The following is a 21,388-nucleotide window of genomic DNA, read 5'->3' on the forward strand; positions in this document are numbered from 1 at the left end:
TTATTGTTGTTGGCCCAGATCGGCGCCAGTAGGCGTAGCAGCATGGACGCCACCCTGCCCTACCAGAATCAGATTGCCGTTTTCCATTGCTGCAACGCCTGCCAGCGAGAGCCGGTCGGCACGATTGGTCACATTGAAAGTGCGGCCGCTGTCGGTGCTCTTGAGTACGGTACCGCCATGCCCAACCACCACGATGGAACCGTCAGCCAGACGATTACCGTCAGCCAGACCAAACTCCAAAGGACCGTTGTTAGCCGTGTTCAAGCTGATTGCCTGCCAGGTCGTACCAAAATCTGCCGAACGGAACAGATGCCCGCGCAGGCCATAGACCAGCAACGCACCGGCTTCATCAGTGCCCAGGGCACCGAATAGCGAACCCTCGTAAGGGCCTTCCAGGGTTTCCCAGGTCTGCCCCCAGTCCGGGGAACGGAACATCGCGCCTTGCTCGCCCACGATAAACAGGCCGGAGTCTTTGACTTCAACAATGGCGTTGAGGTGGTAGGCGTCTTCGTTGTCCATACGGTCGCTGACGTCTTCCCAATTGGCGCCACCGTCAGTGGTTTCCAACAAGGCACCGTAAGCGCCTACTGCATAACCGTTATTGCGATCCTTGAACCAGACATCCAGCAACGGCGCTTCACGCTCAAGGTCTTCAAACTGTTTGACCCAAGTGGCGCCGCCATCAGTGCTGGCGAGAATCTGCGCATCATGGCCGACAGCCCAACCGTGGGTGTCATCAATAAAGAACACGGCCGTCAGCATTTGCTTGGTCGGCACTTTGGCCTGAACCCAGCTCGCGCCATTGTCGTCGGACAGCAAAATATGCCCGCGATCACCGACAGTGACCAAGCGCTTACCTAGACTGGCAACATCCAGCAGCAGAGTTTGATGGGCTTTGGCAGAAGTGACCGAGTAATGACTGGCGTCATCGCTGGCCGCTTGCAGTGGCGCACTGGCGAACATCAGCGCGGATAGCACACTACACAGCGACAGCGCTTTGGCTATCGGTGAGTGGACGCGGAGCACCGGTGCGCGGGACGATCCCACAACACGACCGGCCTGGGTGCGCCGCATGACGGGCTCACTCATATACCTTCCCCCTTATTCTTATAGGTAGCACTACACTTTTAGCAGTGCGCCTATCCTACTGAGCTTTCAAAAGGCCTGACAATCGGCGCGACGTTATGTTTTGTTAAACCCGCCCGTCTACCATGCCCTGTTCGACTGATAAATAGCAAAAGGCCGCTACAACAGTAGCGGCCTTTTGCTCAACCGACACGCGTATTAACGCGTACCGCGACGACGCAGTGCAGCAGGCTTAAAGTAGCCGTCATCCGGCACAGCCTGGCTGAAGTCGATGGTGCTTGGTTCTTCGTTATCCAGGTTCTGCACGTGGTAACGACGGGCTTGCAGATCGTGGAAAGAATCCAGTGCAGACCAGGTGGTTGGCAGGTCGTAGTAGTTTTTCAGGTAGGCAATCGAAACGCGCCACAGCTCGCCTCGACCGTCGTACTGATCAACCACTGCTGCTTGCCAGCTGTCCTCGTCGAGGAACAGGGTGCGCTTGGAGTAGATGTGACGCGAACCCGACTTCAGCGTGCCCTCAACTACCCACACACGGTGCAGTTCGTTGCGCGTAAACACTGGGTTCAAGTGACCAACTTGCAGCAGGTCCTTGTACTTCACGTCCGGGCTAGTGACCTTGTAGCTGTTGTAAGGAATATAGATTTCCTTTTTGCCGATCAGCTTCCAGTCATAACGATCTGGCGAACCGTTGATCATGTCGGTGTCGTCTGCTGTGCGCAGGCCGTCAGCGGCAGCGATCGGGGTGTCATAAGCCAGGTTCGGCGCACGACGTACGCGGCGCTGACCAGCGTTGTAGCCCCAGGCCTGACGCGGCTCTTTTACCTGATCCAGCGTTTCGTGCACCAGCACCGCACCACCGGCCAGTCGCGCAGGGCTCTTGGTGAAGGACAGGTAGTAGAACATGATGTTGTTCAGGTCAGCTGCAGTCCCTTTCGGGTTGTAGAACTTGAACATGGCTTCCTGCTGCGAGGTCACCAGGGAGTAGCTGCCGTTACGCTGCACTGCTACTTCCGAAGCGCGACGCACAATGTACGTACCACGGTAGCGTGCGATGTGGTTCCACAGCGCTTCTACGCCATTTTGCGGGATCGGGAACGGGATGCCGCCGTAAGCGTCGGAGAAGCCGTTACCGCCATCCAGCAATTTTGCAGTAGTAGCGTTCTTGATGGTGTTGTCATACACCCACTGCGGCGCAGAACCGGAGCGACGGGTCTGATAGACCGGCATCTGGTAGCTGTTCGGGTAGGTGTTGAACATCGCAATCTGACCTGGGGTCAGGTTGTCTTTGTACTGATCCAGGTTGGCTTTGGTGATGGTGAACAGCGGCTTGTCATCAGCAAACGGATCGACGTGGTGCTGGCCTGGCGTGGTGTAACCCGCCGGAGCCTTGGTGATACCACCGTTCCACTCAGGAATAGTCCCCGCCGCGTTGCCGGCTTTCTCGGCACCGAACGGGGTGAGGTTTGCGCCCAATTTGGCTGCTTCTGCAGGCGAAACCGCAGCGAACGCGCTGCCAGCGGACAGTGCCAGCGCAATCGCGGCCCCCATCAACGTGTGCTTTTTCAGCATCTTGATTCTCCGTGAAATAAGTCAGCAACCGAGTGCCCGCAGGCACTCGATATTTTCTAGTTATGTTTAGAAGGAATACTTGACGTTCAAGCCAACGTTGTCGCGGTCGCGACCCGAGTTGCTCTGACCGGCGCCCATAAACTCGGTGTATTGAATTTCAGCTTCCAGGCTGTTCAGGTAACTGGCGCGAAGACCTACGGTGTAAGCCTTGCGGTCTTCAATAAAGTTACCAGTCTGATGGCCATTGCCCTGGAAGTCATGTTTGAAGACAGTAAATGGCGACAGGTTTACGCCTGCGTAAACGTCGTTCCAAGTACCTGACAGCACCAGGGTATAACCATATGCATCACTGGAAGCGCAATCCTGCTTAGCCATGGCCGCATCGGTGGCGTAAGAAGTGTTGGCACGCCCCGCGATACAACGCTCGCCATTGACAGAGTTATATTTCAGGCTATCACCACGCAGGTGCTCCGACGCGATTTCTGCAACACCGAACAGCGAATCAAAGCTAATTACGTTACCAAAATTGTGGATAGCACCAATAGAAGCATTAAACGCTTCAACACGGCGAGAGTTACTGACCTGCGAATTGCGATTAACTTGTTGACCCGAAATCAGACCACTTCCGAGACTACCATTGAAATTGTTAGCCAGAGATCCGCCCTGCAGAACGATATCACCCAACAGGTCATTCGTAGCAGAGATACCCACAGGCAGATTCGGGCGATATGCAAGCTCACCGAATACTGAAGTTTCATTCAGCGTGGTATTGAAGCTGAAGCCGTACATCCGGATATCTTCGGCATACTCACGTTTAGCCTGGGTGGAACCAAGCATATCAACAGTAGCCAAGCCACCAGCCAAAGTTAGGCATGACGGCACGCCTGGAATACCAGAGTTACAACCTTGAGTACCTGCAACTTGAGGAACCAGATCTACACCAGTAAGAGCAGGGCTCCGAGCCAACTGGGCAAGATTAACACCCTTATATCCATTCAGATCAGCATAAATAGTCGGCTCTTTGGCATGGTAGTTAACCAAATAAGCACCGAACTCAGTGGAGTTCAGCTCTTCAGCGATATATTTGAATGACAATCCGTACTGACCATCATTCTTCGCGTTCAAATCTTCCGTAACATCAGCAACCTTCAAGATGTTGCCAAATGATGTATTGACACCGTTTTGGAACAGACCAGTCCCACGAAGCAGCGGCAACCCGGGGTTCAGGGGATTGGCTACACCGTTATATACCGGAATTACACCCGCCAGCGCTGTGCCCGCGAAATTGTTATAGGCAGTATTACCACCCTCACCGAAAAGGTCAGTTTCAGAAAAGAAAGTACCTACTGGATCAATCGCTGACTCTTTCCAATTGAACTGGTAGAAAGCATCCATGGAGATGTTATCAGTCAGGCCAACGCTAAAGCTCAGCGCCTCAACCGGAACCAAGACTTCTTTAACTTCTGCACCAGGCAAACGGAACTTACCGGCATCTACCGGGTTGGTAGTGTTTACCCCACCGCGATAGAACAGGCCTTCACCCCAGTTGAATACCTGCTTACCGAAGCGCACGCCAACCGGCATGTCGGCGACATCCCAATTGCCATATACATAGGCATCGAGAATTTCTGCGTTACGGCCGGCCGAGTGACGGGTTCCGCGAGTAAAGCTGTCGTCTTTCGGTACATTCTGGCTTGGCTGATACGCCAGGCTGGAGTCGTAGTAGTCGTTACGCTTGTCCATGATTTGGGTGTCATAGAACGCCGTGCCGCGCACAAAGGCACCGTAATTCTGGTAGGTCACTTCCATATCGGAAGTGACTTTGAAGACTTCAGAAACCAAGCCAGTACCGAAGTTACGGTTACCGTCGTTGGTATTGATATCGTTGTTGGTCTTGTCCTGACCTTGTACGCGCCAGAGCTGACCGTAGGACACGGTGGTATCGATGGAGCCGCTGATTTCATTGTCTGCGAAGCTGAATTCCACAGCTTGGGCATGGGCCGCCACCAGGAGTGGAAGAATGCCGACAAAAGCAAAACCTGCTTTAGCAGGTGCGAAACGCAATACGGGCTTACGGGACTTAATTTCCATCGAAACATTACTCCGTGGACAGATCATCTTTTTTGTACCCCAACCGCTGAGGCACGTTATGGCCATACTGATGACGGCCTTAAATGTTGATTGGAAGGCAATCCCCCAACGCGCTTACACGCACCTCACTGTTTGGCGTGCACCATGACGAGGTCAAATCAATTTAGTTCCTTGCAACCATGGTGCCAATTCAAACGGCCGTATAAAAAAATCAGCAATACACAACTCAAACCATAAAACCATTTCATGACTGATCATTCAGCAACCAATCAACTGTATGCAGTGATGTATTTTTCCTATTTTGTCCTACCATCTGGCGTGATCAGTCACCCCACCCGGGATTAAGCATCCAGACGCTTCAAACAAATCGGCCAAGGTCAAGCCAAGCAGGCCAATTCAGATTGTGCAAACTTTGCTTACATCTAATCGGGTAACACAAAAAGTGTTACCCGATCGAAACGGGTAACACTTTTATGCGACTCGGAAGGACTTCGTGAAGAGCATCTAACCCCGCGCATTGCACACAGGCCTGTTTGATCGGTCTTTAGTATTAACGAATTGATCGAAAAACGATCAAACACATACAGATTTAAGTAGGGGCAACATGACCGCCCCTACTTTGTTACCGCTGATCAATTAACCAGCCAGACTCTTGCTGACCACTTCATACACGTCGCTAGACAGCTCACCCGCAGCCAGAATGCGTTGCAGCTGCTCCTTCATTTGAGCCTGACGTGCGCTGCCATATTTGGCCCAACGAGTCAGCGGCGCCAGCAAACGCGACGCGATCTGCGGGTTGAGGGCATTCAGGGTAATAACCTGGTCGGCTAGGAAGCGATAGCCACTGCCATCAGCCTGATGGAAACCCAGCAGGTTCTGCCCAGCAAACGCACCGATCAAGGAACGAACCTTATTCGGGTTCTTCAGGGTAAACGCCGGATGCTGCATCAGTTGCTCAACACGCTGTAGCGCACCCGGCAAGGCGCAAGCTGCCTGCACGCTGAACCACTGATCCATAACCAGCGGGTTATCCTTGAAGAAATCGGCGAAGCTGGCTAGGGCAGTTGCCTTTTCGGCTTCGAACGGCGAATTAACCAGCACCGCCAACGCAGTCAAACGCTCGGTCATGTTGTCAGCGTTCTCGAACTGCTCCAAACAAGCTGCCAACACCTCAGCCTTGCCGCTGAGCATCAGGTAAGACAACGCGATGTTCTGTAGGCTGCGCCGGGCGAAGTGCTCGGCCTCGGCCACATAAGTGCTGGTACGGGACACCTCACGGTTACGCTGGTAGCGCGCCCACAACAGCTCGAACAACGCATCCGACAGTTGCTTGCGAGCAAATTCACGGGCGGCATGGATGGCTTCGACATCGGCCACCGCGCTGATTTCTGTCAGATAGGCTTCACCTGGCAGCGAGAGCATCTCGGCAACCATGGCTTGATCCAGCGATTCATCGGCCAGCAGCGTACGGCAGGCCTCGACCAGGCGCTGATCAAGCACCAGCGGCTCACCACGTTGATGCTGACCAATCAGCTCCTGCAGCACTTGCACGGACAGTTGCTGCCCAGCTTCCCAGCGGTTGAAGCCATCACTGTCGTGCTGCATCAGGAACATCAGTTGATCACGGCTGTAAGGGAAGCTCAGCTTGATCGGTGCAGAGAAACCGCGCAGTAAGGACGGCAGCGGTTTTTCCGCCAGATTGACAAAGGTGAACGCCTGTTCGGCTTCAGTTATTTGCAGCACGCGGGAAGTGCCCAAGGCGACGTTTTCACTGACCAGTTGCAGCGGCAGCTCACGCCCCTGAGCATCGAGCAAAGCCAGCTCGACCGGGATAACAAACGGTAGCTTCTCAGCCTGCCCGGGTGTGGCCGGGCAGCTCTGGCGAAAGTGCAGGCGATAACTGTTGGCCGCCGCGTCGTAGCTTTCAGTGACCTCCAGCCGCGGTGTGCCAGCCTGGCTGTACCAGCGTTTGAACTGGGTCAGGTCGATGCCATTGGCCTCTTCCATCGCGCGGATAAAATCGTCGCATGTCACAGCCTGACCGTCGTGGCGCGCGAAGTACAAATCGCTGCCTTTGCGGAAGCCCTCTGCACCAACCAGGGTGCGGATCATGCGCACCACTTCCGAGCCTTTTTCGTACACCGTCAGGGTGTAGAAGTTGGAGATTTCCATAAAGGCGTCCGGACGCACAGGATGGGCCATGGGGCCAGCATCTTCGGCAAACTGGTGAGTGCGCAGGTACGCCACGTCTTCAATGCGTTTAACCGTGCGCGAGTGCATATCGGCGCTGAACTCGGCATCGCGGAAGACGGTAAAGCCTTCTTTCAACGACAGCTGGAACCAGTCGCGGCAAGTCACGCGGTTGCCCGACCAGTTGTGGAAGTATTCGTGAGCTACAACCGCTTCAACGCGCTGGTGGGCGGCGTCTGTAGCCGTTTCAGCCTTGGCCAGCACGCAGCTGGAGTTGAAAATATTCAGGCCCTTGTTTTCCATGGCGCCCATGTTGAAGTCGTTGACCGCGACGATCATAAAGATGTCCAGGTCGTATTCACGGCCGTAGACCTCTTCATCCCACGTCATGGATTTCTTCAGGCTGTCCATGGCGTGCTGGCATTTGTCGATGTTTTCCGGCTCGACATAAATACGCAGTGCCACGTCGCGTTTGCTCATGGTGGTAAAGCTGTCTTCCACACACCAAAGATCGCCGGCGACCAAGGCGAACAGATAAGCCGGTTTCATGAACGGGTCTTCCCAGGTCGCCCAATGACGGCCGCCTTCATCGCTGCCGCTGGCAATCGGGTTGCCGTTGGACAGCAGCACCGGGTAGTCATGCTGCGCGGCGCTCAGGGTAGTGGTGAACTTGCTCATCACATCCGGGCGGTCGAGGTAATAGGTGATCTTGCGAAAGCCCTCGGCCTCGCACTGGGTGCAGAACATGCCGCTGGATTTGTACAGACCCTCAAGCGCGGTGTTGCTTTCCGGATGGATGCGCACGCTGCTGTCGATCACGAAGCTGGCGCTAGTAGGCTGCAAGGTCAGATGGCTGTCGCTCAACTGGTAATCGCCAGCACTCAGCTCGCGGTCGTCGAGCGCCACACTGAGCAGCTCAAGCTGCTGACCGTCCAGCACCAGAGGCGGCAAACCAGTACCCGCCGCCGGATTACGGCGCATCACCAGTTGCGCATGCACCAGGGTATGGTCCTCGAACAACTCGAAGGTCAGGTGCGTTTCATCAATCAGATAATCCGGGGCCTGGTAGTCCTTGAGGTAGATCATCTTCGGCTGTTCGGTGCGCATGGCTTGTAGCCCTTTGTCTGCGGCGCGCGGGCGCCGGGTTCGCGAATAAGTAACTCAGGCGGCCAGTTCGTGGACGGCCAGCTGGTAAGCGGTGTATTTGCGGATGTTGATCACGCCGGTATCGAACATCAGGTACTGGCCCTTGATGCCCAGCAAGGTGCCTTCGACCAGCGGATTCTTGTCCAGATTGAAGCTGGTGATCTTGGCCGGGTAGGCGTCAATCGGATAGCTGATCTGCACCACCGGCTGATCACAGAGCGGCTGAATGGCCTGGATGCCAAAGCGCTGCTGCAACTCGGTCAGCCCATAGCTGCACGTGGCAAACAGCTGCTCGCGTACGGCAAGCAGATCCACCGGCGCGGCATCGCCCTTGAGCAAGGCGCGCCAATTGGTTTTATCCGCCACCTGGCTACGCAATAGGTCTTCGACAAAGCCAGACTGCTGACGGGTGGCGACCCGCAGAATCGGCAGCGCTTGCGTCGCGCCCTGGTCGATCCAACGCGTAGGGATCTGCGTGGCCCGAGTAATGCCGACTTTAATGCCGCTGGAGTTAGCCAGATAGACCACATGATCAGTCATGCAGAACTGCTCGCCCCAGCTCGGCTCGCGGCAGGTGCCTGCGTCATAGTGGCAGCGCTCCGGGCTCATGATGCAGATATCGCACTGCGCCAGCTTCTGCATGCAGGGGTAGCAATAACCCTGGCTGTAGCTGCTCTTGGTTTTACGCCCGCAGTGGGTGCAGTGGATCGCGCCTAAAAATTCCAGACGCAGGGTCTTACCGATCAACGGATTAACCGGCAGCAACTCATCGCCCAGGCGAAAGCTGTATTGCACCGGCGCATCCAGCTGCGCCGCCATTTTGCTCAGGGCACCACGGGCCAACTCACTCATTAGTGCAGGGTATCCGAGGATTTGAACAACAGATTGGGGATAGGCGCGGATTTGCTGCTGCACTCCTGCGGGCCCATATAACCGATGCGCTCTTCTTCCGGCAGGTTGTGCGTTTCCCAGGCGATCAGCGCCTGCAGGGTCAGCTCCTTCTGCTCCTGAGTCAGCTTGCGGCCATCGGGCCATTTGCCGATTTCCACAGCCAGCTTGAGGCTCTGGTAGATCTCCGGGGTGATGTTTTCAATCGCTTCAAGAAAGGACGACATGGCGCCTCCAAATGCAAAGTGGCAGTTTACCAGCCTGAAGAACAACTAACTGTGTCGCCGACGCGCCAGCACACCGCCCACCAGCCCGGTCAGACAACCGGCCAGCAGGCCGCCGACATGCGCCGCGTTGGCAATAGCGCCGAATTGCAGCAGCTCGAAGATGCCGGTCATGCAGATCAGCAGCCAGGCCAGCATCATCACCAATACGCCCGGCGGCAGCCGATACGCCGGAGTAGGCGCCAGGCGCTGGAAAATCCAGCAATGCCCGAGCAAGCCGTACAGCACACCGGACAGGCCACCAAACAGCGAGGGGCCAGCATGCAGGTACTGGGCAAAATTGGCCGCGAGGCTAAACAGCAGGGTCAGCCCCAAGAGCATCACGCCCCCCTGACGCGCCTCGATCCGCCGGCCCAGCTCCCAATACCAGAGGCTGTTCATCGCCAGATGGAGGATGCCAAAGTGAATCAGCATCGGCGTCAGCAGCCGCCACCATTGACCGTTGGCCAGTGTGTCATTGAGGTAGCTGAAGTAGATGTAATCGCCCTGAAGGCGGTAGTCGACAAAGCTCAGCCAGCTCACCGCCGTCAGGTTGTCGCCCAGCAAGGTAATGGCCGCGACAATAAAGGTCAGCGCCAGGACTACTGAGGTCGTCCAACTGTTTTTAATCTGCTGGACAAAGCCCGGAGCTGGCGCCACATAAGCCTGCGACGGCTCAAGCAACACGTCGGCATCGCCCTGCGGATAACGCCCATAAAGCTCGCGCACCTGCTCGGCCAACACCTCACCGGGCACCCAGAGCACCTGTTCGCCCGCCTCTTCCGCGACCCGATGCGGCACCTGCAAGCGCTGCAGCAAGGTAATAAAACCACTCAGATCGACATGCTCAGGCAAACGCATTGCCGCGACTGCGCTCATGGCCGCGCCTCCGGACTGTCAACATCGACCCACACAAACTTATTGGCCTCCAGACGCGTCTCTTGATCCAACCGATAAGCCACCAGTTTGCCGTTCAACACGGCGCTGTAATCTAGGCAGGCCAGGTTGCTGCGAATCGGCGCTGGTTTGCCGCTGCGCCAGTAATGGCCAACAAACAGCAGCGGCTGATCAGCACCGTATTTAAGCAGTTCGGTTTTCTGCATCTCGCTGAGCGGCATCTGCGCTGCCAGTTCCGGCAGAGCATCAGGCTGGAAGACGATATCGCCGTAGGTTTGTGGGTCTTCTTCCCAGAATTTGGTGCGAAAGTGCGCGCGGGTAAAGCCGTCATCGCTGGTCAGGGTCATGCCATGTGGCAAACGCATATCAGTGCCGCGCAGCAGTCGATCCAGCGCGGTATTGGCAAAACTGCCATGCACGGCAGCGGCTTGGAGAAAATGCTCATCGATGCAGCCATCGGCAAACTGCGCACGCAGCGGCTCAATCAGGCTGTCATCCCAGCAGGCGTGCACCACACGGAAATGCCCGGCATCGATAAACAGCGGTAACTCGTAGAACCAGTCGAGAAAACCCTGCCACTCCGCCGGGTAAGCATCGAACTGCTCCAGGGTTTCCTTGATCAGCCGAGCATGCCGTGGCGTGTGCTCTCGGACAAACTGCCGACCGCTGCCAGGCGCGGCCGGTGTACTCCAGGCCAAGGCATTGAACTCATGGTTACCCATGATGCAAAGCGCCTGTCCGGCCGTGACCATATCGCGCACCAGATGCAACGCTTCACGGATGCGCGGGCCACGATCGACCAGATCCCCTAGAAAGATCGCCATACGCTTAGGGTGCTGCCACACCCCCGCCTGCTGGCGGTAGCCCAGGGTGCTGAGCAGGCGTTCCAAGGTTTTTGCGCAGCCATGGATATCGCCGATCAGGTCGTAACCGCGAGCGGGATCGAGGTGCATCAAGCCCCCCCGCCAAGCCGGCTACCCCAGCCCAACTTGTTCCGACAGACTTCGTAATAGTTGTGATCCAGCGGATGAATCAGGCGCAGCTTCTGCGGCCGTTTGGCCACGGTGACGGTGTCACCGGGGGCGCAGGTGAAGTGGTTTTGTCCGTCACACGAGACCTGTGGGTACAGCTGCAGATCTTTGGATACGACGATTTTCAGCTCGCTGTTGCCATCCACCACAATCGGTCGACTGGACAGCGTGTGCGGGTACATCGGCACAATCACGATGGCGTCCAGCTTGGGGTGCATGATCGGCCCGCCAGCGGACAGCGCATAGGCCGTGGAGCCGGTCGGTGTGGCTACAATCAAACCGTCGGCCTTCTGACTGCAGACGAACTGGCCATCAATAAACAGCTCGAACTCGATCATCCGCGTGGACTTACCCGGGTGCAGCACCACATCGTTGAGTGCATCGCCCTGGCCGATGGCCTCGCCATTACGGCGCACCTCGGCCTCCAGCAGAAAGCGGTTCTCGGTCAGGTAATGCCCTTCAAGCACCTGGGCCACTTTGACTTCCAGTTCATCGGGGCGAATATCGGTGAGAAAGCCCAGGCTGCCGCGGTTGACGCCCAGCACCGGCACCTTGTGCCGCGCCAACGCACGCGCTGCGCCAAGCATGCTGCCATCACCGCCGACCACGATCACCAGGTCACACACTTCGCCGAGAATTTTGCGCGACGAGGTCTGCAAGCCATGACCCGGCAGCACTTCGGCGATGGTGTCTTCGAGGATCACATGCAGGTGACGAGCGAGCAGAAATTTCTTCAGCCGGCGAATGGTGTCCAGAACCTGGGTGCTGCCCAGTCGACCGATGATGCCGATATTACGAAACTGCTCCATGGTGCTCCCGCCAGGCTCTGGATCTAGTGGTTCGGATTATGGGCGAAAGCCCATGGCAGCGGCAAACCGCAGACTGCCTATGGCATCGATTAACAACCCGTTGAGAACGCGTGAATGGTTTTTAAACCCGCCGTATAAATGCACAGTCGACGCCAATTAGCCTTGAAGCGCTATGCTCGCAACATGACGCCCTTTCCTCTGCTCACCGACCTGCCTTCGCAGTTGCGCCAGCCTGCTGTGCGCGACCTGGCCTGGGCGCTGCTCTCGCCGCCGTTGCTGGCACAGACGCCCTGGCCACAGCGTCATCCACTCAAAGCCAGTCGCTGGAGCCAGCAACCCGACGCTTTGGCGGACTGGCTGCTGAGTCTGGATACCGACAGCCATGATTTGCAGCAGTGGCTAAGCCAACGATCAATCCGCCGCCTGGGGCTGTATTACGAACGGCTCTGGCAGTTTGCCCTGAATGCCGCACCGGGTGTCGAGGTACTGGCCGCCAACCTGCCCATCCGCCAACAGGGTCATACCCTAGGTGAGCTGGACATACTGCTGCGCGACGAGGAAGGCGTGCATCACCTGGAGTTGGCCATCAAGCTGTATCTGGGTCAGCCGTCGTGCAATGGCACGGATCTGGCGCACTGGCTGGGCCCCGGCAGCCACGACCGCCTGGATCTCAAGCTGACGCATCTAGGCCAGCACCAGTTGCCATTGTCGACCCGCGCCGAAGCCCAACAGCGCTTAACCGAGCTGGATATTCATCGGCCACAGGCGGCGCTGTGGCTGGGCGGTTATCTGTTTTATCCCTGGCAGCAGCTTTCCTATGCCGCGCCAGCAGAGGGCAACCCTGAACACCTGCGTGGGCGTTGGCTGCATCGTGCTGACTGGAGCGATTTTGCCATGCACACCCCCGGTCAATGGCAGCCATTGGACCGTCACGCCTGGCTAGCACCTGCGTGTATTGAAGAAGCGTATTTATGGTCGCGGGAGCATTTCAATCAATGGCTTGCGGCACTACCGAGCGATGCTAACGCACAGCTGCTCGTACGCCTGATTGAAGGCCCACAGAATGATTGGCTGGAAGCCGAGCGAGTATTTTTGGTCAATGACCACTGGCCCGCGCAACCGGGCGACTAGCTCAGAGGCTGCGCTCGGTTCGACCGCCCGAGCGCGCGAGATAGCCCGAACCACTCTCACAGAGCAGCGCATCACGCTGGACCGCCGGCAAGGCATCCACCCCATCACGCAGTGCATAGGCGCGATAGCCAAGCTGCGAAAGTAGAAATACTGCACTGCTGCTGCGCTTGCCGCTGTCGCAGTAACACAGATAAGTACGCGTCTTATCCAGTAAGCGCGCTTTCAGACGCAGCAATTGCAACGGCATATTCAGCGACTGCAGCGCATGGGCACGCTCGTATTCTTCCTGCAGACGCACATCCAACCACTGCGCACCCGCCGCCAGCAAACGTGATGCTTCGCCGAGCGACACCTCATCGACCACCGGAGCCTTCAGCAACGCAAAGAAATCCTGACGATCCAGACGCAGTACCACACCATCTTCCAGCATGGTTACCGTGGCATTGCGCGGGCTGTCGGCCAGCAAGGCCTCCTCACCAAAGCAGGCGCCGATCTCCAGCTCGGCCAACACCTGCTGAGCGCTGCCCGCACCGCGGATCACCTCAGCCCGACCATTTTTCAGGAAATAGCAGCTGTCACCGACATCACCCTCCTGCAGCACGGTACTGCCTGCGGCCAGCTCGACACGCTGCAGGCGTGCCAACATAGCGCGCACGTTAGACGGCGGCACCTTGGCAAACAGTGGGTTTTCCAGCAGGCGTTCCAACCATTCGACTTCGGCATGATCCTGCCCCAGTTCGAGTAGCAAGTCCTGATAAGCCAGGCGCCAGGTCAGCAGCCGATTGAGGGTCGCGGTGTCCAACGCCAGCACACTGACATCAGTCAGCGCCCGCGCTTCGTGCAAGCGCGGCAGGCTCGGCGACAACGGGTGACAACTGGCCTCACTGCCAGCCTGCAAGCGCTGCGCCTGGCCATCGACCGATTGCAGCAATAGCTCACCCGCCAGCAGGTAATAGGTCAGGCGCGCCTGATCCCCCGGACGAAACAACAACTGACCCGCCAACAACGGTTGCGGCACTAACTGCGCACGCAATTCGCGCCATTGCTGTTCAGACAGCACATTGAGTGGCGTCAGGCTGCGCAACTGTTCGGGGTTAAGAGGTTCGCTCATGGAGTATCCAGGCTCCGCTGGTGAAATTCAGTGTAGCTGGGTTAATCGGCCGATCATGCTTTCGCCGCCTGCTGCAAGGCCGCGGCACGGCCCTGCAAGCCGCCCGTGTGCACAAACACCAAACGACTGCCGCGAGCAAAGTAACCGGCCTCGACCTGCTGGCGCAACGCCATTAATGCCTTGGCGGTATACAGCGGCTCCAGCGGCACACCACTCTGCGTTTCTGCCGCCTGCATAAAATGGAGCAATTCAGCATCCACCTTGGCAAATCCACCACGGCTGGCCTCATGCAGCTGATAAGACCCCACCGGCATATCGGACGCCTGAATAATCGTTTGCACCTGCTGCTCGACGCCATGATCAGCCGGTACAGCGAGCGCCGCATGCACCGGATGCGCAGCCGCTTCACCGAGCAGCAAACCGGCCAGCGTGGTGCCCGTGCCTGCTGCCAACCACCAGGCATCGTAATCAGCCCACCCCAGAGCTGGAAGCTGCTGGCGAACGTGCTGCACCAAGCCCATACACCCCAGCGCACCCGGCAGACCACCACCGCCCTCTGGCACTGGATAGAAACCCGGATAAAGCGCTTGCCATGGCAACCAGAAATCAGCCGCATGCCGAGCCCGGTAGCCCGCATAACCCAGCCAGTGCAGCTGCATACCGAAGGCCTGCAGATCATCCACAGTCGGAGTCTGCTGCGGATGGCCGCGCATGAGCCCGACCGTCTGGAAATTGAAACGTTTACCGGCAGCGGCCAGGGCATGCAGATGATTGGAGTGCGCGCCGCCCAGGCTGATCACGCCCGAGGCGCCAGCGACCTCTGCAGCGCGCAGATGATGGGTGAGCTTGAACCATTTATTACCGCTGATAAGTGGGTCGAGCAGGTCAAGGCGCAGCACCGCCAGCTCAACTCCAGCAGCCACCGACCAATCCAGCGGGAAGTGCCGTAACGGGGCATAAGGCGCCCACTCAGGCAGGACAACAGACAAGGTTAACTGACAGTGCGCAAACGGCTACTGGCTTTGTGCCGCGCACAGCAATTGGATTCACCCAAAACAAAACGGCTCGGCGTATCGATACGGTCGATGGGGATGGCGCAACGCTCGCCACTGGGCAAAGAAGCCTCACAACTCGGTTTCTGATAATGCGCCAACCAGTGACGGTATTGCTCTTCACTGACAAAACACTTGGCAGCGGCATAAGCCAGCGGGTTGTCCTGGTAGGCAGCGATGTCCTGCAGCGGGATGGTCAGGTGACCCGCGCCTGGGTGATAGACCACAAAGACCACACCGAGCTTGGCCAGGCGCTCGAGAATCTGATCACCGCCCTGACTGGCCAGATCGGCGTATGCGCGTTTGAGGCGATTGATCTCCTGCAACGCTTGCGTGTCCTGCTCGCCGCGATAAGCCAGCTCAACATCGCGAATGGCAATCTGCTCTTTGTATTCAGCCACTGCAGAAGCAATCTTGGCCTGCATCTCGCCTTCGAACTGCGCGCGCAAGCTGTCGCTCTCACTGCGACCATCACGTTCCAGCGCCCGCAGTTGCTCGGTCATCTCCTCACGGGAGGTCTGGAAACTGGCCGCCTGGGCAGCCAGCTGCGCCTTCAACGCAGCATTGTGCTCTTCTTGCTGACGCAAGGCCTGATGCAGACCGTGGATTTGCGCCTGCAAGTTCTTGCTCTGCTCGTCGCTGGCCAACTTGAACTTGGCCAGCTCTTCCTCATGCTGCTGGGTCAGGCTGCTGATGCGCAGACGTTGCTGCTTGATCAGTTGTGCAGCTTTCAGACGTTGTTCCTGATCAAGCTTCTCGGTGGCCTTGGCAGCTTCTTCCTGAGCGGGATCAGGTGCGTACCACTTATCCTCCGAAGCCATTTGCAAGCGCTCAGGGGCCACCGCCTGAGTGCTTTCATCTTCGGCGAGAAGCCCCAAGCTGTTGCGTTTGACCACATCGCGCAGCAGTGCCAGGTCGTTATTGCCTGGGGTCAGGCTGGGGTCCCACAGGTGCATCTGGTGCCAGGACACCGGACACTGGCTGCGGCACGCCAGGCGAATCGGTCCTGCGCCCAGATCAGGGCCGCGCCCTGCCCGCTCGGCCAAAGCCTGCAAGGGGATATTCCAACCGGAATCCGGCGCACCTTTTTCGTCGAAATCGAGGTAGAAAAACACCAGCGCCTTGATCAGCAAGCGCGGGTTGATCAGCACATAGGCCACCCGCATCTGCTCGTCGGCGAACTCCGGCATATTCACTACGCCATCGAGCAACGCTTCGAACTCAGGGAAAAACATTTGCTTGCAGATGCCACCGCGCTCACTGAAGAACAGTACGGCCTCAACCATCTGTGGCTTGTTCTGCATGCTCATCGCTTTTCCTCTAGGCCGAAACGGGGCTCCGCTCAGCGGTGACTCATCTTGATCACGCTGCGCAAAAAATGGCGCACATGACAAGACTGCCAACAATCTGACGGACTAAGCAATACCTATGTTGCAGGCGCTATACCCTTGTTCAGGCAAGTCTAGGGGAAAAACCAAGCCCAGCAATGTGACTGGGTTGGCAGTCAACCTGCCAGCAGACCGCTAAAAACAGGCCGACAGGGCGAAACTGTGATGGGTTTGGTGCAACGTATCAGGCTTTTGCCGCGGCCAAAAAAGGGGCCAGCCGCCGGCCCATTTCTTCACCCAGGGCCTGCAGACCGCTCATGGGGCGCACCATCACTTCAAATTCGACAATTTTGCCTGCCTCATCGAAGCGAATCATGTCAATACCCTTCAGCTCGCGCTCACCCACTTTGGCACTGAATTCCAGCACCACATTGAGACCATCAGCGCTGGCTAGCTCGCGGTGGTAGGCAAAGTCGACAAATACCTTGCTCACCGTGTTGAGGATGAGCGACACCATGGGCGCACCGGCATAGGGCTTGTAGGCCATGGGCGATCGGAACACCGCCTGCGGATGCAGCAATTCCGGCAGGCTGCGCAGGTCGTTGTTCTGCATCAATGCGTGCCATTGCGCGAGCGTAGCGGCGGCGGCCGCTTGTAGTTGAGAATTTTCAGACATAGGCTTCTCCTTATTCTTGTAAGCCGTATGCAAAACGCCCCGCACTAGGCGGGGCGTCGATTGCTTTAGAGTTCGGCGGCGAGGCGCGAGCCCTGGTTGATTGCACGTTTGGCGTCCAGCTCACTGGCGACATCGGCACCACCAATCAGGTGTACGCTCTGTCCGGCGTTTTCCAGGCCTTCCTGCAGTTCACGCAACGGGTCCTGACCAGCGCAAACAATCACCGTGTCCACCGGCAACACCTGCGGCTCGCCACCGGCGATGCTTATATGCAGGCCGGCGTCGTCGACCTTGAGGTACTCGACCGAGTTGAGCATCTGCACGTTCTTGTTCTTCAGACCGGTGCGATGGATCCAGCCCGTGGTCTTGCCCAAGCCATCGCCGACCTTGGATTTTTTGCGCTGCAGCAGGAACACTTCACGCGCCGCCGGATGCGGATGGGCCTGCACGCCCGCCACGCCGCCGCGAGCTTCCAGCGCAGTGTCGATGCCCCACTCTTTCCAGAACTCCTCGCGGTTGAGGCTGGTGGCCTCACCCTGATGGGTAATGAACTCGGACACGTCGAAGCCGATGCCACCCGCGCCAATCACCGCGACCTTCTGGCCAACCGGCTTGCGCTGCAGAATGGCGTCCAGGTAGCTGATTACTTTGGCGTGTTCGATACCCGGAATAGCAGGGGTGCGTGGCGCAATACCGGTGGCCAGGATGATCTCGTCGTAGCCACCCTTAGCCAAATCGTCAGCCGATACGCGGGTGTTCAAGCGCAGATCAACGCCGGTGGTTTCCAGCTTGCGTTTGAAGTAGCGCAGGGTTTCAAAGAACTCTTCCTTACCCGGCACACGCTTGGCCACGTTGAATTGGCCGCCGATTTCGCTGGCCGAATCGAACAGAGTCACGCTGTGACCACGCTCGGCGGCCACAGTGGCCGCTGACAGGCCAGCAGGACCAGCACCGACCACGGCAACCTTCTTCACCGTGGTGGTCGGAATGTAGTTGAGCTCGGTCTCGTGGCAAGCACGTGGGTTGACCAGGCAGCTGGTCAGCTTGCCACCAAAGGTGTGGTCCAGACAGGCCTGGTTACAACCGATGCAGGTGTTGATCTCATCACTGCGACCCTCGGCCGCTTTGTTGACGAAGTCTGGGTCGGCGAGGAATGGACGCGCCATGGAGACCATGTCAGCGTCACCCTCAGCCAGCACTTGCTCGGCCACTTCCGGGGTGTTGATGCGGTTGGTGGTGATCAGCGGAATACTGACCTCGCCGCGCAGCTTGGCGGTGACCTTGGTGAACGCGGCGCGCGGCACCTTGGTGGCGATGGTCGGAATACGCGCTTCGTGCCAGCCGATGCCAGTATTGATCAGGGTCGCGCCGGCTTTTTCGATGGCTTTGGCCAACAGGACGATCTCGTCCCAGGTGCTGCCGCCTTCAACCAGATCCAGCATCGACAGGCGATAGATGATGATGAAGTTCGGGCCGACGGCCTCACGTACGCGACGGACGATCTCCACCGGCAAACGCATGCGGTTCTCGTAGCTACCGCCCCAACGGTCGGTACGGTGGTTGGTGTGGGCGGCGAGGAACTGGTTAATGAAATAACCTTCCGACCCCATGATCTCCACACCGTCGTACTCGGCCTGCTGGGCCAGCACGGAGCAGTTGATGAAATCCTGGATCTGCTTCTCGATGCCTTCCTCGTCCAGCTCTTTCGGCTTGAACGGGTTGATCGGCGCCTGAATGGCGCTCGGCGCTACCGATTTAGGGCTGTAGGCGTAGCGACCGGCGTGGAGAATCTGCATGCAGATCTTGCCGTCCGCAGCGTGCACGGCGCGGGTGACGATTTTGTGCTTTTCGGCTTCTTCCGGGGTGGTCAGCTTGGCTGCGCCGGAATACACACCGCCCTCATCGTTCGGGCCAATACCACCGGTGACCATTAAGCCAACGCCACCACGGGCACGCTCGGCGAAATATGCCGCCATGCGCTCAAAACCATTAGGCTTTTCTTCTAACCCGGTGTGCATCGAGCCCATCAGGGTGCGGTTCTTCAGCGTGGTGAAGCCCAGATCAAGCGGGGCCAGCAGATTGGGGTAAAGAGCAGTCATGGATATCTCCACATCGGGTGTTGGCTTTCACGGATGCCGAAACCTCTTAGCGGGTCGCGGTCGAATATGGTCTAGACGATAATCAGCCGCGCCGAACAGCTCAATGACTAAAAGTAACAACCTAATGATCAAAAAGAGCAGCAGCTCTTGGCAAAACCCATACGCCTGCCTACCCTGGCGGCCTTGTCTAAATGCCCAACACGATTGGGCGCAGTCGGGATAACGACACAATGCTGAAAAGCACACGGGTCAAACTCGGTGACCTGTCGGTAGGATTTGTCGACAGTCTGGCCGACGCCATGCGCCATTGCGACGAGGACCCACAACCGCTGCTCGACAGTTATGGCCTGGATGCCGCACGCCTGGCCGAGCCGCGCGCACGGCTGTCGATTCCGCGTTATATGCGCCTGGGTCATAGTGCCATCCAGCAATGCAGCGAACCCGGCCTGGGCCTGCTGATGGGGCAAACCAGCCGCCTGAGCCAACTGGGCCTGGCTGGCGTGACGGCCATGCAGGCACCGACCGTGCGGGAAGCGGCGCGCGCGCTGATTCGCTTTGAACCGCTGTATGCCAGCAACTACCGTGGCCAATCCAGCCTGCATGAAGACGCTCAGGGGGCCTGGCTGCGCTTCTATTCGATAAGCCCATACAACGCTTACAACCGCTTCGTGGTCGACTCAGTGCTGGCCAGCTGGGCACAGCAACTGTGCAAGCTGGCGCAACAGGCCCTGCCCGTGGAGAAAGTGCAGATCGAATTTCCTGCACCTGACTATGCGGTGCAATACACCGCGCTGTTTGCCTGCCCGGTGGAATTTGCCAGTGAACACAACCAGCTGCGCCTGAGTCAGCAAAGCTTGAACCTACGCAACCCGGAACACTGCCCAAGCACCTGGCGGCACCTGCTGGAAATCTGTGAGCGGGAACTCACGCAGCTGACACGCACCCGCAACCTGCGCGAGCGCATTACTCAGTTGCTCGGCCCATTGCTGCACGGCTGCGAACCGGACCTCGCAGAAGTAGCTGCGCGTTTGCAGCTACCGACCTGGACCCTGCGACGCAAGCTGGCCGAGGAAGGCACACAGTTTCGCAGCATTCTCAACGACACCCGCCGTGACCTGGCCATGGCCTATATCCGCGACACCGAACTGGCCTTCGGTGAAATCGCCTACCTGCTCGGCTTTGCCTCGGCCGAAGCCTTCCAGCGCGCGTTCAAACGCTGGAACCAGCAAACCCCAGGCGAATATCGCCGCGAGCAGCGCCGAGCGCTCTAGCAGCGCTAAAAGGATCAGAGCTCGGTGGCGTCTTCGTCACGCTCCGGCACATCCTGCTCGGTGGCGCGAGCTTCCAGCAGCTCTTCTTGATAATCGTCCATTGCCTATTCCTCCCACTCGATATGTCAGCAACTGCTCATTGCATAAACAAAGAGCATGCCAATAAAGCTAGAGCAGGCAGATGAACGCAAGATGACAGGTTGTCGCGCGACAGCTCCAGCGACGCATGACAAGGAATTGCAGGCAATAAAAAACCCGCTGATATCGCTATCAGCGGGCTTTCTAATATGGCGCAGCGGACGGGACTCGAACCCGCGACCCCCGGCGTGACAGGCCGGTATTCTAACCGACTGAACTACCGCTGCATGTCGGTGGACTTACGTCCGTACAACTCTTGCTTCATCTGATGGATCAGCCTTAAGGGCTTCTTCATCTCAGCCTGAGTGAACCCAAGCTGGAAAATATGGCGCAGCGGACGGGACTCGAACCCGCGACCCCCGGCGTGACAGGCCGGTATTCTAACCGACTGAACTACCGCTGCGCGTCGGTGGACTTTCGTCCGGTTTCACAAGAGTGGTGGGTGATGACGGGATCGAACCGCCGACCCTCTGCTTGTAAGGCAGATGCTCTCCCAGCTGAGCTAATCACCCGCTGCTTGCGAGGCGCGAAATTTACGCAAGGGCCGCACCTAAGTCAACACCCTGCTTCAAGTTTTTCTAAAAAAGTGTAAAAACCGCTGCCCTTGCCAGG

The 21,388-nt window shown here is 57.8% G+C and carries 16 protein-coding genes and 3 tRNA genes; 2 read left to right on the forward strand and 17 right to left on the reverse strand.

Translation table 11 applies throughout. The annotated features are described in order from the left end of the window. The 9 genes from HCI85_RS13460 to HCI85_RS13500 all read right to left on the reverse strand — a co-directional run bounded on the left by HCI85_RS13460 (nucleotide 1) and on the right by HCI85_RS13500 (nucleotide 11,970). Nucleotides 1–1,074, reverse strand: coding sequence for a YCF48-related protein (locus HCI85_RS13460; RefSeq protein WP_167145765.1), 1,074 nt, complete (start codon nucleotides 1,072–1,074; stop codon nucleotides 1–3). A 210-nt stretch (nucleotides 1,075–1,284) separates the two neighbouring features. Then, nucleotides 1,285–2,655 carry a DUF1329 domain-containing protein gene (locus HCI85_RS13465; protein ID WP_167145179.1) on the reverse strand — a complete coding sequence of 457 codons (1,371 nt, stop codon included), beginning with the start codon at nucleotides 2,653–2,655 and terminating at the stop codon, nucleotides 1,285–1,287. A gap of 66 nt (nucleotides 2,656–2,721) precedes the next feature. After that, a complete protein-coding gene (locus HCI85_RS13470) occupies nucleotides 2,722–4,746 on the reverse strand; it encodes a DUF1302 domain-containing protein (RefSeq protein ID WP_167145181.1) in 2,025 nt (674 codons plus the stop codon). 636 nt (nucleotides 4,747–5,382) lie between these two features. Beyond that, nucleotides 5,383–8,043, reverse strand: a complete 2,661-nt coding sequence (pepN, locus tag HCI85_RS13475; RefSeq protein ID WP_167145183.1) for an aminopeptidase N — start codon at nucleotides 8,041–8,043, stop codon at nucleotides 5,383–5,385. 54 nt (nucleotides 8,044–8,097) lie between these two features. Further along, nucleotides 8,098–8,934 (reverse strand): DUF2797 domain-containing protein, encoded by an 837-nt coding sequence (locus tag HCI85_RS13480; RefSeq protein ID WP_167145185.1) that lies wholly within the window; start codon nucleotides 8,932–8,934, stop codon nucleotides 8,098–8,100. Further along, the gene (locus HCI85_RS13485; protein ID WP_090252318.1) at nucleotides 8,934–9,197 is read right to left on the reverse strand and encodes a YeaC family protein; all 264 of its coding nucleotides are present in this window, start codon (nucleotides 9,195–9,197) and stop codon (nucleotides 8,934–8,936) included. Before HCI85_RS13485 ends, HCI85_RS13480 begins: the two co-directional genes overlap by 1 nt. A 45-nt stretch (nucleotides 9,198–9,242) precedes the next feature. Further along, nucleotides 9,243–10,112: a rhomboid family intramembrane serine protease gene (locus tag HCI85_RS13490; RefSeq protein ID WP_167145187.1), complete on the reverse strand. Its 870-nt coding sequence runs from the start codon at nucleotides 10,110–10,112 to the stop codon at nucleotides 9,243–9,245. Continuing rightward, a complete protein-coding gene (locus HCI85_RS13495; protein ID WP_167145189.1) occupies nucleotides 10,109–11,083 on the reverse strand; it encodes a metallophosphoesterase in 975 nt (324 codons plus the stop codon). Before HCI85_RS13495 ends, HCI85_RS13490 begins: the two co-directional genes overlap by 4 nt. Further along, the gene (locus tag HCI85_RS13500) at nucleotides 11,083–11,970 is read right to left on the reverse strand and encodes an NAD(+) kinase (protein ID WP_090252309.1); all 888 of its coding nucleotides are present in this window, start codon (nucleotides 11,968–11,970) and stop codon (nucleotides 11,083–11,085) included. The genes HCI85_RS13495 and HCI85_RS13500 overlap by 1 nt, the downstream gene beginning before the upstream one ends. Nucleotides 11,971–12,153: 183 nt before the next feature. On the opposite strand from HCI85_RS13500, the gene HCI85_RS13505 reads away from it, so the two are divergent. After that, nucleotides 12,154–13,101 carry a DUF1853 family protein gene (locus HCI85_RS13505; protein WP_167145192.1) on the forward strand — a complete coding sequence of 316 codons (948 nt, stop codon included), beginning with the start codon at nucleotides 12,154–12,156 and terminating at the stop codon, nucleotides 13,099–13,101. Between the two features lies 1 nt (nucleotide 13,102). Here HCI85_RS13505 and HCI85_RS13510 read toward each other — a convergent pair whose 3' ends face one another. From HCI85_RS13510 to HCI85_RS13530, 5 genes are all read right to left on the reverse strand, one after another. Further along, complete coding sequence (locus HCI85_RS13510) at nucleotides 13,103–14,212, reverse strand: cyclic nucleotide-binding domain-containing protein (RefSeq protein WP_167145194.1); 1,110 nt, start codon at nucleotides 14,210–14,212, stop codon at nucleotides 13,103–13,105. A gap of 53 nt (nucleotides 14,213–14,265) precedes the next feature. After that, nucleotides 14,266–15,201, reverse strand: coding sequence for a 1-aminocyclopropane-1-carboxylate deaminase/D-cysteine desulfhydrase (locus tag HCI85_RS13515; protein ID WP_167145196.1), 936 nt, complete (start codon nucleotides 15,199–15,201; stop codon nucleotides 14,266–14,268). Between the two features lie 2 nt (nucleotides 15,202–15,203). Further along, nucleotides 15,204–16,574: a chromosome partitioning protein ParA gene (locus HCI85_RS13520; RefSeq protein ID WP_167145198.1), complete on the reverse strand. Its 1,371-nt coding sequence runs from the start codon at nucleotides 16,572–16,574 to the stop codon at nucleotides 15,204–15,206. Nucleotides 16,575–16,836: 262 nt separating this feature from the next. After that, a complete protein-coding gene (locus HCI85_RS13525) occupies nucleotides 16,837–17,268 on the reverse strand; it encodes a nuclear transport factor 2 family protein (RefSeq protein WP_167145200.1) in 432 nt (143 codons plus the stop codon). A 65-nt stretch (nucleotides 17,269–17,333) separates the two neighbouring features. Next, nucleotides 17,334–19,367: an NADPH-dependent 2,4-dienoyl-CoA reductase gene (locus HCI85_RS13530; protein ID WP_167145202.1), complete on the reverse strand. Its 2,034-nt coding sequence runs from the start codon at nucleotides 19,365–19,367 to the stop codon at nucleotides 17,334–17,336. A gap of 230 nt (nucleotides 19,368–19,597) precedes the next feature. Here HCI85_RS13530 and HCI85_RS13535 point away from each other — a divergent pair, with 230 nt between their 5' ends. Continuing rightward, the gene (locus tag HCI85_RS13535) at nucleotides 19,598–20,638 is read left to right on the forward strand and encodes an AraC family transcriptional regulator (RefSeq protein ID WP_446730782.1); all 1,041 of its coding nucleotides are present in this window, start codon (nucleotides 19,598–19,600) and stop codon (nucleotides 20,636–20,638) included. A 288-nt stretch (nucleotides 20,639–20,926) separates the two neighbouring features. Here the strand turns inward: HCI85_RS13535 and HCI85_RS13540 are convergent. The 3 genes from HCI85_RS13540 to HCI85_RS13550 all read right to left on the reverse strand — a co-directional run bounded on the left by HCI85_RS13540 (nucleotide 20,927) and on the right by HCI85_RS13550 (nucleotide 21,288). Beyond that, nucleotides 20,927–21,003: transfer RNA gene (locus tag HCI85_RS13540), tRNA-Asp, on the reverse strand. Between the two features lie 99 nt (nucleotides 21,004–21,102). Beyond that, nucleotides 21,103–21,179 (reverse strand) — tRNA-Asp (locus HCI85_RS13545). 33 nt (nucleotides 21,180–21,212) lie between these two features. Then, nucleotides 21,213–21,288, reverse strand: a tRNA-Val gene (locus tag HCI85_RS13550). Between the last annotated feature and the right edge of the window lie 100 nt (nucleotides 21,289–21,388).

This window comes from Pseudomonas sp. OTU750018 (assembly GCF_011636575.1).
Taxonomy (GTDB): Bacteria; Pseudomonadota; Gammaproteobacteria; order Pseudomonadales; family Pseudomonadaceae; genus Aquipseudomonas; species Aquipseudomonas peli.